This window comes from Sedimentitalea sp., from assembly GCF_039973035.1.
Lineage (GTDB): Bacteria > Pseudomonadota > Alphaproteobacteria > Rhodobacterales > Rhodobacteraceae > Sedimentitalea.
In genome coordinates, this window is record NZ_JBDWLR010000050.1 from 1 (window position 1) to 12,196 (window position 12,196).

The following is a 12,196-nucleotide window of genomic DNA, read 5'->3' on the forward strand; positions in this document are numbered from 1 at the left end:
CCGAAAATCGTCGACTGGTACATGGACGGAAAGATCGAAATCGACCCGATGATCACCCACACCATGAGTCTTGAGGACATCAACAAGGGCTTTGACCTCATGCACGAGGGCAAATCCATCAGGGCTGTCGTCGAGTATTGAAAGAGGCATCATGAAAGTCATTTCGGAAAACAGGTGTTTCGGGGGCGTGCAAACAGTCAGCACGCACGACTCGGGCACCTGTGGTGTCGAAATGACCTTTGCGCTCTACCTGCCACCGCAGGCCAAAGACGGCCCGGTGCCGGCCCTTTGGTATCTGTCCGGCCTGACCTGCACCCATGAGAACGCCATGACCAAAGGCGGGTTTCAGAAACATGCGGCGAAACACGGCGTGGCGCTGGTGTTTCCGGACACGTCGCCGCGCGGTGATGGCGTGGCCGATGATCAGGCCTATGATCTGGGTCAGGGCGCAGGGTTCTATGTGAACGCCACGCGCGACCCTTGGCGCCCCAATTTTCAGATGTACGACTATGTGCTGACAGAATTGCGAGGGATCATCTCCGACAATTTCCCTGTTGCCGATCGCCACGGGATCACCGGACATTCGATGGGAGGTCACGGCGCACTGACCTTGGCGCTGCGCAACCCTGATCGTTTTGACTCGGTCTCGGCCTTTGCGCCAATTACCAATCCAACCCGGTCCGACTGGGGCCGCAAGCAGCTGAGTGAATATCTGGGCGACGACGAATCCGCGTGGGCGTGTCATGATTCCTCTATCCTGTTGGAAGAACATGGCTGGAAAGGCGACATTCTGGTTGATCAGGGCGCCAGCGATCAGTTCCTCGATCTTCTACGACCCGAAGCACTTGCGAGTGTGATGACCAAACGCCGGCAACCCGGCCTGATCCGCATGCAGCCGGGATATGACCACAGCTATTATTTCGTTTCGACCTTTGCGGGTGATCACGTCGATTGGCACGCCACACGGTTGAAAAAAACAGCAAACGGCCTAGGCTCAAACTGAGCGGGCAATGAACAACCAAACGGTTGTTGTCCGCACTTTGTGCCTTGAACTGAAAATATTCCGCATGACCGCCAGATGGCGGTTGGCGAGCGAACAAGGGAGGAGATCGACACACACAATATTTCGGCCCGGTGGGAGGTGGACCAATTACAGAACCGGGCTCTGACCGCATGACACGCAAACCTTCGGGTACGTCACATCCATTTGGCATTTGACGCGGACATACGGAAAACCATCAACAAGGGAGTTGAACATGAAGAAGCTATTCGCTTTGACATCGACGATAGCGCTTTGCGCGGCCACGATGGCCAGTGCAAATGACGGGCTAGCGGCCGATATCGCAAATCCGGATCAGTGGGCGATCCAAACCGGCGACTACAAGAACCAACGGTACTCGACCCTCGACCAGATCAACAAAGACAACGTGGGCGACCTTCAGGTCGCGTGGACCTTCTCGACCGGCGTTTTGCGCGGGCACGAAGGCTCACCGCTGGTGATCGGCGACATGATGTACGTGCACACACCGTTTCCAAACATCGTCTACGCGCTGGACCTGGCCAACGAAGGCAAGATCAAGTGGAAATACGAACCCAAGCAGGACCCGGACGTCATTCCGGTCATGTGCTGTGACACGGTGAACCGCGGTGTCGCCTACGCAGAAGGCAAGATCTTCTTGCATCAGGCCGACACGACAGTGGTCGCCCTGAATGCAGAGACTGGCGAAGTCGAATGGTCGGTGGTCAACGGCGACCCGTCCAAGGGTGAAACTAACACAGCCACTGTTCTTCCGGTAAAGGACAAGGTCATCGTAGGCATCTCTGGCGGCGAATTCGGCGTTCAGGGCCATGTGACGGCCTACAACATCGAAACCGGAGATCTGGAATGGCGCGCCTATTCCGTCGGGACAGACGACCAACTGCTGGTTGATCCGGAAAAAACCACGCATCTGGGCAAACCCATCGGCAAGGACAGTTCGATCAAGACCTGGGAAGGCGACCAATGGAAAATTGGCGGTGCCACCACTTGGGGCTGGTATTCCTATGACCCGGAACTCGATCTGATCTACTACGGCTCGGCAAACCCATCGACCTGGAACCCGGCACAACGCCCTGGCGACAACCGCTGGTCGATGACCATCATGGCGCGTGACCCCGATGATGGTATGGCCAAATGGTTCTACCAGATGACACCGCACGACGAATGGGACTTTGACGGGATCAACGAAATGATCCTCACAGATCAGGATTTTAACGGTGAACCCCGCAAGCTTCTGACCCATTTCGACCGCAACGGTCTGGGCTACACTCTTGACCGTGAAACTGGTGAATTGTTGGTCGCTGAGAAGTTCGACCCGGCCGTCAACTGGACGAGCGGCGTCGATATGGATCCTGACTCCGAGACCTATGGCCGTCCTGCCGTTGTTGCTCAGTACTCGACCGAACAGAACGGTGAAGACGTGAACTCGACGGGTATCTGCCCGGCGGCTCTGGGGTCAAAAGACCAGCAGCCGGCTGCATACTCGCCGGAAACACAGCTATTCTATGTCCCGACAAACCACGTTTGCATGGACTATGAACCGTTCCGCGTCAGCTATACCGCAGGTCAGCCCTATGTTGGTGCGACCCTGTCGATGTACCCGGCACCTGAAAGCCATGGTGGCATGGGCAACTTTATCGCCTGGGACAACATCGCGGGTGAAATCAAGTGGTCTCTGCCCGAGCAGTTCTCGGTATGGTCCGGTGCCTTGGCAACCGCTGGCGACATCGTGTTCTACGGCACGCTCGAAGGCTATCTCAAGGCGATTGACGCTACGACGGGTGAAGAACTCTACAAGTTCAAAACACCGTCCGGCATCATCGGCAACGTGATGACCTATACCAACGGCGGCAAGCAATACATCGGTATTCTGTCCGGTGTGGGTGGCTGGGCCGGCATCGGTCTAGCAGCAGGTCTGACCAATCCGAATGACGGCCTCGGCGCCGTTGGTGGTTACGCCGCGCTCAGCGATTACACCGCGCTCGGTGGCCAGCTGACCGTATTCGCGCTGCCCGACTAAACGACAGCCCAAAGTGACTGGAATTGGCACGGTCTGTACCGTGCCAATTCGTCTATACAAACAGGGGAAAACAATGAGATTTCTGAGTAGCCTTCTGACAGCGAGCATCTTCGCCGGGTTGGCAACACTTGTCAGTGCACAGGACAACATCACCGCCGCCTACAGCGAAGACGGACGCTACTTCACCGAGGATGATATTCCGACCTACAACATCGGCGAAGACGGTGCCGTTGACTGGCTCACCTATTCCGGTTTCCGCCGATATCACTCCGAATGCCATGTCTGCCACGGACCAGAGGGAGAAGGTTCAAGCTATGCGCCCGCGCTCAAGCTCTCCGCGATCGACATGGATTATTACGATTTCTATGACGTCGTGGTGAATGGGCGCAAAAAGATCAGTGCGGCAGAAAATTCGGTTATGCCAGCCTTCGGCGACAATCCGAACGTGATGTGCTATCTCAACGACATCTACGTCTATCTCAAGGGTCGCGGCACCGACGCCGTGCCACGTGGACGTCCCCCGAAGAAAGAGGCAAAATCAGACGTCATCCGCGAAGACGAGGAAGCCTGTCTTGGCTAAACGCTTTGCCGCATTGATCTGTGCGCTGATCCTCAGCGGCGGCGCACAGGCACAGACATCCGATCTGGTTTCCAAAACCGCGCTTCGGGTATGCGCCGATCCGGCCAACTATCCGATGTCCGACAATGAAGGCACCGGCTTTGAAAACCAACTGGCTGATCTGATTGCATCCAAACTAGACGTTCCGGTGCAATATACTTGGTATCCCATGGCCACCGGTTTCATTCGCAATTCCCTGCGTGCCAACAGATGTGATGTCGTGATGGGCTATGCACAAGGTCATGAACTGGTCCTGAACACCAACCATTACTACACCTCGGCCTATACGTTGGTGGTGCCGACCGATGGGGCATTGGCAGACGTCAACACGCTGTCGGATCCGGCTCTGCAGGGCAAGGTGATCGGAATAATCGCAGGCAGCCCGCCCGCAACGCATATGGCTCGAAACGGTCTGCTGCCCAAGGCAAAGGCCTATAACCTCGTTGTAGACCGGCGTCACGAATCCCCGGCCATTGATATGCTCGACGATCTCGCAGCAGGCAAAAATGACGCCGCGATCCTGTGGGGCCCAATTGCGGGGCCATTGGTAAAACAAGGCTACCCCAGCCTCCAGGTCTCGCCGCTGACACGCGAAGAGCTTCCCCCACGCCTGTTTTTTCGCATCACGATGGGTGTGCGTCAGGGCGAAAAAGTGTGGCAGCGCAAGCTGAATTCGCTTATCCGCCGCAATCAGGCCGAGATCAACGTCCTGCTCGACGAGGCGGGTGTGCCCTTGCTCAACGACATGGGCACAGAGCCACTGGACCTGTCAAAATGATCCGTACGGCAGCTCTCGTCGGTTTGCTGCTCGCGCCGATGATGGCTGCCGCTCAGGTCGAAGAACCCGATGACTACCGCATGGATCACTACCGCGCGCCGGTGCCTGATACCCTGGCCGGAGCCACGGTTGTGGATACCGAAACCGCTCATGACCTGTGGAGCACAGGCACCGTCGCTTTCATCGACGTTCTTCCACGCCCACCAAAGCCCGAGAACCTGCCGGAAGGCACGATCTGGCGTGAAAAGCCGCGCCATTCAATCCCCGGCGCGCTCTGGCTCCCCAATGTCGGTTATGGCGCGCTTGCCGAAGTAACCCATGACTATTTCCGCGCAGGCCTTGCAAGAGCAACCGACAACGACCTCGGCCACCCTGTTCTGCTCTTCTGCCTGGAGGAGTGCTGGATGTCCTGGAACGCCGCCAAGCGGGCGCTCGAATACGGATACGAAACCGTCTACTGGATGCCGGATGGAACTGACGGTTGGACCTTTTTTGACTATCCGACTGAAAAGCTGATCCCAGAACCTCTACCCTGACACCGCCGCCATTTCATCTTTGTCAAAATACTCCGAGGAGTTTGAGGGGCAGCGCTCCTCATCCGAAAGCACGCAAATTTCCAAGCCCCAACGCGACCCAAACCGAAGCAGTCAGTTCTTGCTAGTAGCCAGCCAGCGTTTTCTGCGCTTTGCTGATCGTTCCATCGGTATCCGTCATCGTGACATCGACAGTTCGCGTTCGCGCCGGAACCGTCATGCTGACCCGCGGGTTCTCCGACAAGGAAATGCTGCCAGTCATGTCGACATAGCCTGCCCCGTCCAGATCAATCTCGACGTTCTCTACATAGCGCATAGGGATGAACAGCAACGAAATCTGGTCCATCTGCATCCCTGAATGGCTGGGATGACTGATGTCGACGTCGACCTGCTTGTCGCGCAGCGCCAGACCTCCCAACAGATCGAGAGAACTGCCGCCACCCGGCAACGCGTCAATACCGATGTTCATGTTACCGAGCGTCGCCAGCGCCTCTTTCGGATCTGTTCCCGGCGGCGCTGCACAGGCTCCCTGCCCCGATGTCTTCACAAAACTCTCGGCGACAAACAGCTGCCCATCCGTGGTCTCGGCAACCACATGCAGGGGCGTCGGCCCGTTAATCCGCATCGTGGCCTGAAAGTAGAAACGCGGAAGTGGTGTATCAAATTTGAACACCGCAGAGACCGGCATCGGGTTCTCATCCAGCACCAATGTCACCTTGCCCAGCATCCTGCCGCCCGGTGCCTCGAGCTGCGCGGCGATCAGCGTGCGTGAGTCATTCCCCGTGCGATAGGGGCTGTCGATGGCGATGATGTCAGACCCATCCAACAACGTGCGCTCATCGAAAATACTGGCGGACAAGTCTGGCCAACTGGGGTCCTCGACCGCTTGCGCGGGCACTGCAAAAGCCAGCAACACCAGAACGGATGCAATTGTTCTCTTCATCCTCATTTCCCCTTCACCACGAACTTGCCAAAGGCCCGCGGACCGTCCCCGGTTTCGATCTCCGCAACGACCTCAAGATTGTTTGCGTCGATCACGCTGACCGAGTTTGAGAACCAGTTTGCCACGACCACGCGGGTCTGGTCAGTCGTACTGTCGATCCCTTCAGGGTATTCGCCGACGTCGATTGTGGCAATGGGTGCCAGCGTGGCAAGGTCGATGGCGCTGACAGTATCAGCATATTGATTTGTGACAAAAGCGCGCCCCGCGGCAAAAGCGACGCCGTATGGGCGCGACCCAACGGGGACGGTTGCGAGCCGCTCGCCGGTCAAGGCGTCAAGCACGGTCACATCATCCGATCCGACATTCCCAACGAACAGCCGCCCATCCGGGGCAAACCCCAGCCCAAAGGGACGCTCGCCCACGGCCACGCGATGCAACAAGGTCAATGTCGCAAGTTCAAAAACCGAAACTTCATCCGCATCCCGATCAGCACACGCCAGCAGCCCACCGTCAGGCGACACCGCCAGACCGGCAGGCGCGCTTCCCGTTTCCAGCGTGCCTAACTCGACAAGTGTCGCGGCATCCAAGACCCACAAACGCGCGTTGTACCAGTCAGAAACAAAAGCATGGCCGCGCGCCATGTCCAGCGCGACACCGATAGGCCCGCCTTCCAGCACAGCCTCTGCCAAAATTGCATCTGTGGCCGCATCAATGCGGCGGACGGTTTTGCTGTCGGGTGATACCGTATAGAATTGCCCCTGCCCGTCCGCAGCGATCCCAGCGGGCTTTCCCGGCACGGAAACACGCCGCAGCTCGACACCCGCGTCCAGATCCAGAACGCTGACCTCGTCGCTGTTCTGATTGGTCACATAGGCAAAATCCCCCGCTGCCACAGAGGTGACAACGAGGGCGGGGAGAAGCCAAGAAACGATGCGTCTAGTTGCTGCTACCAAAACGCGCGGCCAGTGCATCGAGACCCGCCTGGTAGACACCGGTTACAGCGGCAATCGCGGCCTCGTCATTCAGTTCAGGGGGAGGATCGTTGTTCGGGTATCCACGATAGAACGCTCCGCGCCATTCGATCTGTGATCCGCCATCGTCCAGTGGTTTCACCGTCAGATGCGAGGAATAATTCGTCACGGGGAGCACCTCGACCAGAACGTCCATTATCCGGTAGGAATAGCTCATCTTCTCATCGCTGAATTTATAGAGGATCTCCGAGATCGTCGGGCCGCCCGCCTCGCCAAGTGTCAGCACGCGGGTCGCATCAATCTCGTTGCCACCTTCGCCAGCCGTTTCATAAACGGCCGGATGCCAGCTCATGTCCTGAAAGTTGCCGATCACCTCCCAGACTTTGGCAGGGCTCGCCGCGACATCGGTTGTCAGGGTGATCTTTTGCCGGGTTGGCCCGTGCGCCAGTACCATGGCCGGAATCATAACCCCGATCATCACGATCAGAAATTTCAGATAGCGCATATGTTTCTCGTACCTCCCTTGGTGTGGCGTTCCATCCACCACCTCCTGCGTCGTTTCCAACATCACCCTTGGGTACGTGTCAAAACGGGCAGGTCTGTTTCATTGACCAAGTGACCTCTGGTCACCGTCGGTCGTATCGTAAATTTCCGCGGCCTTCCTGCAATGAGCCAAAAGTATCGGTTGGGCTTGGCCGAGTGTCTGGCACTATGGCACCACATACGGCACAACTGCATCCGGGGGAGGACGTCTTGCGTCACATCGCAATCATGCTGCTGGCTTGTGTTCTGACGCTCTGCGCGGGCAAGGGACACGCCGTCGATGTCAAAACGGCGGTCTTTCGCGTTGATTATCCGCAGGTTGCGCCGATTTCACGCTATGATGTTGCGCCCGATGATCTTGGGTTTGCCGGTGCCCTGCTCGCCACCGAAGACAACATGACCACGGGCGGGTTTCTCGGCCACACCTACGCACTTGAAACCATCGCCACATCGCCGGAAAACGCAGACGCTGCGTTTGATGCTGTTTTGGCAGATGCGTTTGACATCATCGTGATCATGGCATCCGCCGAAGACCTTTTGCGATTTACGGAAAAGGCCGGGCCTGACCGGCTCGTCATCAACGCATTGGCACGCGACACGGCATTGCGGGATGACGCGTGTCGCGCCAATCTGCTGCATGTTGCGCCCTCTGATGCGATGATGGCGGATGCTGTCACCCAGTTCACCATGTGGAAAAAATGGTCGCGCTGGTTCCTGATCCATGGCTCAAACCCTGCCGACATTGCCCTTGGCGACGCCTATCGGCGTTCAGCCGCGAAATTCGGGGCGCGCATCACCGAAGAGCGGGAACTTGAGGATACCGGCGGGTCGCGCCGCACGGATACCGGCCACGTTCTGGTGCAGCGACAGTTGCCCGTCTTTACGCAGGACGCCAGCACGCATGATGTGGTGATCGCCGCCGATGCCTCGGATGTATTTGCGCCATATCTGCCCTTTCACCTGTGGGAACCGCGCCCGGTCATGGGCTCTGCCGGATTGCGACCGGTGACATTTCACGCGGCGCACGAGGCCTGGGGCGCGACACAGTTTCAGCGTCGCTTTGAAAAGCTGACCGGCCGCTATAGCCGTGAAGAGGACTACCAAGCCTGGCTTGCTTTGCGCGTCGTCGGCGAGGCCGTCACCCGGACCGGTGGGGCGGACATCGTCGCACTGCAGTCTTACATACTCAGCGATGCGTTTGAACTGGCTGCCTTCAAGGGCCAAAAGGTGACGTTCCGGCCCTGGAACGGGCAGATGCGGCAACCGATCCTGCTCTATGACGGGCGTATCACCGTGAGCGTTTCACCGCAGGAAGGATACCTGCATCAACGATCACCACTGGACACGCTTGGACTCGACGCGCCCGAATCCAGCTGTGCCGCCTTCAACTGATATCGGAGACACTAAGATGAAGCTTGCACTCGCCACTTGCCTATCTGCACTGATCGCCACCGGCGCTGCTGCGAACAACGTCTTTGTCAGCAATGAAAAGGGCAATACCGTTACGGTGATCGACAGCGACACCTGGGAAGTTGTCACTGAATTCGCGGCTGGCAATCGACCTCGCGGCATCACCATCAGCCCGGATGGCGCTCTTCTCTATGTCTGCGCCTCAGACGATGACACGGTACGAGTGTTTGACACCACGACGTTCGAAGAACTCTACACCCTGCCCTCCGGCCCGGATCCCGAACTCTTTGTGCTGCATCCGTCCGGCAACCCGCTCTATATCGCCAACGAAGACGACAACCTCGTAACCGTGGTCGATACCGAGAGCCATACGGTTCTTGCCGAAGTTCCTGTGGGCGTCGAGCCCGAAGGCATGGGCATCAGCCCGAACGCGGCCTTTGTGGTGAACACGTCCGAAACCACCAACATGGCGCATTTCATCGACACGTCCGATTACAAAATCAAACACAACATCCTCGTCGATCAGCGCCCCCGCTATGCGCATTACACGGCGGATGGGACCAAACTCTATGTCACCTCCGAAATCGGTGGAACGGTCAGCGTCATCGACATCGCCGAGGACGGCACGCCAACCTTGCGCAAGAAGATCAGCTTTGAGGTGCCCGGTGTGCTGCCGGAATGGCTGCAACCCGTGGGGGCCATCGCCACGTCCGACGGCAAATGGCTCTTTGTGGCCTTGGGGCCCGCCAACCGGATCGCTGTCATTAATGCGGAAACCGACGAAGTCGTGGATTACATCATCGTCGGTCAACGGGTCTGGCAACTCGCCTTCACACCCGATGAAAAATATCTGATCACCACCAATGGCAATTCCAACGACGTCACGATCATCGATGTCGAAACGCAAAAGGCGCTGAAGTCGGTCGAGGTTGGCCAACAGCCTTGGGGTGTGGCTGTTACCCCGGATCGTGACGGCTAATCAGCGAGGGCCGCGAGCGGAATTGCGTTTTGGCATAGGTTCACAGTACAAATATGGTTCCACTGCCACCTGGATCCCCAATCTGCCAACTATGCTCGACACAAGTGATTTTCCGTCATGGACCAACGGATGATGTGGCGCCGAACCTTGCGACGATTTCCGCGAGGTCCCGGTTTCGCAACCGCACGACGGCAGTCTCGACAGAAACCCAACAGCGCCCCCGGTGGTTTTCGACCCATTCCTCGGGTGGCAAAATCTCTGTGATTTCCATCGGGAAGACATCGACGCTGCACTCTGCGCCCCATTTTTCCTGATGAAACCTCCCGATTGAGACGGTGTCGACCCGGCCTCTGATACCTGCTTCTTCCAACGCTTCCTTTGCGGCAGAGTCCGCAGCGGTCAATCCGGGTTCATGAATGCCCTTGGGTAACACCCAGTGGTTTTGCTTGCTCGACGTGATGATCAGAATTTCAAGCCTTCCCTGAATTCGGCGAAAAGGCAGCACCGCCGATTGGGAATAGTAATAGGCAGGTCGTTCGCGGCGCTCTGCCCAACTGATATCGGGATAGGGAAAGCCATCGGGAAGATCTTGAGGTGTTACATGCTCTATCATCTCCCCGGCGCCTCTGAACAATGCTGACCATCCGTCGGGTATCCGCAGATGCAGCAAATCACCCGCGCCAAGTGCCGTTGGCTGATCGACGATATGGTCTGCCAGATTGTCGATGCATCTCTTGTGACCCACGCAAAGCACGGGACCCGTTGTGTTGTTCGCTTCTGCCAGCAGGTTCAGCCCTTGGTTCACATCTGCCTTTGCAAGCCGGGCATCCACTGTGATGCGTTCAGCGCTCGCTCCGGCGGCCTTCAGCAGTTTCTCTGCGCTGACCTTTGCGTCCGGCCGTGGCGAACTCAGCACCTGAACGTTGTGCAGGCCGCGTTCGCAGAGCCAAATCCCCATTTTCTGCGCCCCGCGTTTGCCCTCGTCTTTCAGCTCCCGCACGGAACGATCACCATCCCTGATCTTTCGCGATTTTCCGGCGCGCATCAAAAGCAAATCCCTTGGCATCGGGCAATCCTTTCTCGTTTGCGAGCGCAGCAGTCGCAGGGAACCGTCACGCCAGCGAAAGCAACGCCTCGCAAACGCACTCGGGGTCATATCGGTCGGGCTGGTCCGTCTTGGCGAGAGGCAGCGGCACGCAGGGAATGCCGTGCTCTTTGTGCACCCGCTTGATTTCGGCGGGACTGACCGCCTGCTTGTCGCAGATAATCGCCGTCATCAAATCGCTGTTTGCGCAGGCATCTCCAGCATCAGCGCGCAAGGCGGCGAGCAAAGCACTGACCCGATCGCACAGGTCCATATCCGGGCATTCCGGGTCAGTTCCGAGACTGGGAATATATACTTTTGGAACGCCACTCCGCGCAATCGACGCTCCGACATCGCTCGGCAACAGATTGGCGATCACGCTGGTGTAGAGGCTGCCGGGCGGAAAACAAATCAGGTCCGAGCCTTCGATGAGCTTTCGGTTCCGCTTGGGGAGAACGACTTTGTCGCGCGGCACCGGTTTGGAACCTTTGGCAAAAAACAGGTTCTGAATCGGAGCCGATATCGGTGCCACTTCCTTGCCGGTGATCTGGCGCTGCCCCAGAACGATTTCACCATTCGTCAGATGCGCTCCGATGGCCAGATTCTTGTCCACGATGGCACGCACCGTGCCAAGAACAGCAACCATCTTGGACATCAGAAACAACACCGGTTCCAATGCGCGGTCGTTGGCAAGATAACCACCGGCAAGGATCAGATTCCCCAGACTCGCCCCGGCAAAGGAAAAGTCGTCCGGGCAATGCTCTGAAAACACGCGGAGCTGCGTCAAGATCAGGCTTCGCATCGGCTGAGAGATCGCTCGCATCAGCTCGTGCTGGCCGGACAAGACCGTTTCAAACTCCGCCCGCAACACGCTGGCCTTGGCGTCGCTAGAAAACCGGTACGTGAACAGGCGATAGATGTCAGGCTGCCCCAGATCCGTCTCGTCGGCCAGCGCCATCAATCTTGACCGAAGATCGCCGACCGCAGGCATGTCAAACGCCTCTCGCAACACCTGCGAGCTGCCGCCGCTATCAAAAGGCGTGATCAGGTGGCAGGAGTTATGCGTGTATCGCTTTAGTCGCCGTGCAATGTCATTCAGGGCACTGCCACCACTGAAAAATAGGAACCTGGGTCCAAGACTTGGCAGGCTTGTCGCGCGCGAGATGCGCAAGGCATCCGGGAATTGAACGTTGCGGGTGATCTTCAGCTCTGACACTTAAAGGAAGTCGCCTCTGCTCGACGTTGACATATTCCTGTTCTCTTGAGGCTATATCACC

The 12,196-nt window shown here is 57.7% G+C and carries 12 protein-coding genes and 1 pseudogene; 8 read left to right on the forward strand and 5 right to left on the reverse strand.

The window, feature by feature from the left end:
* The 6 genes and pseudogenes from ABJO75_RS12090 to ABJO75_RS12115 all read left to right on the forward strand — a co-directional run.
* Positions 1-141 (forward strand): annotated as a pseudogene (locus ABJO75_RS12090) (S-(hydroxymethyl)glutathione dehydrogenase); the annotation flags it as partial.
* A 10-nt stretch (positions 142-151) separates the two neighbouring features.
* Positions 152-1,003: an S-formylglutathione hydrolase gene (gene fghA, locus ABJO75_RS12095; protein WP_348124524.1), complete on the forward strand. Its 852-nt coding sequence runs from the start codon at positions 152-154 to the stop codon at positions 1,001-1,003.
* Positions 1,004-1,256: 253 nt separating this feature from the next.
* Positions 1,257-3,059 carry a methanol/ethanol family PQQ-dependent dehydrogenase gene (locus ABJO75_RS12100; RefSeq protein WP_348124526.1) on the forward strand — a complete coding sequence of 601 codons (1,803 nt, stop codon included), beginning with the start codon at positions 1,257-1,259 and terminating at the stop codon, positions 3,057-3,059.
* 73 nt (positions 3,060-3,132) lie between these two features.
* On the forward strand, positions 3,133-3,639 hold the full coding sequence (locus ABJO75_RS12105; RefSeq protein ID WP_348124528.1) for a c-type cytochrome, methanol metabolism-related: 507 nt from the start codon (positions 3,133-3,135) through the stop codon (positions 3,637-3,639).
* On the forward strand, positions 3,632-4,456 hold the full coding sequence (locus ABJO75_RS12110; protein ID WP_348124530.1) for a substrate-binding domain-containing protein: 825 nt from the start codon (positions 3,632-3,634) through the stop codon (positions 4,454-4,456). The genes ABJO75_RS12105 and ABJO75_RS12110 overlap by 8 nt, the downstream gene beginning before the upstream one ends.
* Entirely contained in the window at positions 4,453-4,992 is a 540-nt protein-coding gene (locus tag ABJO75_RS12115; protein ID WP_348124532.1) for a PQQ-dependent catabolism-associated CXXCW motif protein, read from the forward strand. Before ABJO75_RS12110 ends, ABJO75_RS12115 begins: the two co-directional genes overlap by 4 nt.
* A gap of 121 nt (positions 4,993-5,113) precedes the next feature.
* Here ABJO75_RS12115 and ABJO75_RS12120 read toward each other — a convergent pair whose 3' ends face one another.
* The 3 genes from ABJO75_RS12120 to ABJO75_RS12130 are packed head-to-tail and all read right to left on the reverse strand — an operon-like array spanning position 5,114 to position 7,408.
* Entirely contained in the window at positions 5,114-5,932 is an 819-nt protein-coding gene (locus ABJO75_RS12120; protein ID WP_348124534.1) for a quinoprotein dehydrogenase-associated SoxYZ-like carrier, read from the reverse strand.
* Between the two features lie 2 nt (positions 5,933-5,934).
* Positions 5,935-6,903 (reverse strand): beta-propeller fold lactonase family protein, encoded by a 969-nt coding sequence (locus tag ABJO75_RS12125; protein WP_348124536.1) that lies wholly within the window; start codon positions 6,901-6,903, stop codon positions 5,935-5,937.
* The gene (locus ABJO75_RS12130; protein ID WP_348124538.1) at positions 6,869-7,408 is read right to left on the reverse strand and encodes an SRPBCC family protein; all 540 of its coding nucleotides are present in this window, start codon (positions 7,406-7,408) and stop codon (positions 6,869-6,871) included. Before ABJO75_RS12130 ends, ABJO75_RS12125 begins: the two co-directional genes overlap by 35 nt.
* Before the next feature lie 266 nt (positions 7,409-7,674).
* Between ABJO75_RS12130 and ABJO75_RS12135 the strand changes: the two genes are divergently transcribed.
* Both ABJO75_RS12135 and ABJO75_RS12140 read left to right on the forward strand, forming a co-directional pair.
* A complete protein-coding gene (locus ABJO75_RS12135) occupies positions 7,675-8,838 on the forward strand; it encodes an ABC transporter substrate-binding protein (protein ID WP_348124658.1) in 1,164 nt (387 codons plus the stop codon).
* A gap of 16 nt (positions 8,839-8,854) precedes the next feature.
* The gene (locus ABJO75_RS12140) at positions 8,855-9,835 is read left to right on the forward strand and encodes a YVTN family beta-propeller repeat protein (protein ID WP_348124540.1); all 981 of its coding nucleotides are present in this window, start codon (positions 8,855-8,857) and stop codon (positions 9,833-9,835) included.
* Positions 9,836-9,950: 115 nt separating this feature from the next.
* Here the strand turns inward: ABJO75_RS12140 and ABJO75_RS12145 are convergent, their stop codons facing one another.
* Entirely contained in the window at positions 9,951-10,901 is a 951-nt protein-coding gene (locus ABJO75_RS12145; protein ID WP_348124542.1) for an NUDIX domain-containing protein, read from the reverse strand.
* Between the two features lie 46 nt (positions 10,902-10,947).
* Entirely contained in the window at positions 10,948-12,135 is a 1,188-nt protein-coding gene (locus tag ABJO75_RS12150; RefSeq protein WP_348124544.1) for a GAK system CofD-like protein, read from the reverse strand.
* Between the last annotated feature and the right edge of the window lie 61 nt (positions 12,136-12,196).

What these genes read in the sequence shown, in the direction of transcription:
- fghA (WP_348124524.1), top strand. Translation starts at nt 152, where the DNA reads ATGAAAGTCATTTCGGAAAACAGGTGTTTCGGGGGCGTGCAAACAGTC.
- ABJO75_RS12100 (WP_348124526.1), top strand. Translation starts at nt 1,257, where the DNA reads ATGAAGAAGCTATTCGCTTTGACATCGACGATAGCGCTTTGCGCGGCC.
- ABJO75_RS12105 (WP_348124528.1), top strand. Translation starts at nt 3,133, where the DNA reads ATGAGATTTCTGAGTAGCCTTCTGACAGCGAGCATCTTCGCCGGGTTG.
- ABJO75_RS12115 (WP_348124532.1), top strand. Translation starts at nt 4,453, where the DNA reads ATGATCCGTACGGCAGCTCTCGTCGGTTTGCTGCTCGCGCCGATGATG.
- ABJO75_RS12120 (WP_348124534.1), bottom strand. Translation starts at nt 5,932, where the DNA reads ATGAAGAGAACAATTGCATCCGTTCTGGTGTTGCTGGCTTTTGCAGTG.
- ABJO75_RS12125 (WP_348124536.1), bottom strand. Translation starts at nt 6,903, where the DNA reads ATGCACTGGCCGCGCGTTTTGGTAGCAGCAACTAGACGCATCGTTTCT.
- ABJO75_RS12130 (WP_348124538.1), bottom strand. Translation starts at nt 7,408, where the DNA reads ATGCGCTATCTGAAATTTCTGATCGTGATGATCGGGGTTATGATTCCG.
- ABJO75_RS12135 (WP_348124658.1), top strand. Translation starts at nt 7,675, where the DNA reads ATGCTGCTGGCTTGTGTTCTGACGCTCTGCGCGGGCAAGGGACACGCC.
- ABJO75_RS12140 (WP_348124540.1), top strand. Translation starts at nt 8,855, where the DNA reads ATGAAGCTTGCACTCGCCACTTGCCTATCTGCACTGATCGCCACCGGC.
- ABJO75_RS12145 (WP_348124542.1), bottom strand. Translation starts at nt 10,901, where the DNA reads ATGCCAAGGGATTTGCTTTTGATGCGCGCCGGAAAATCGCGAAAGATC.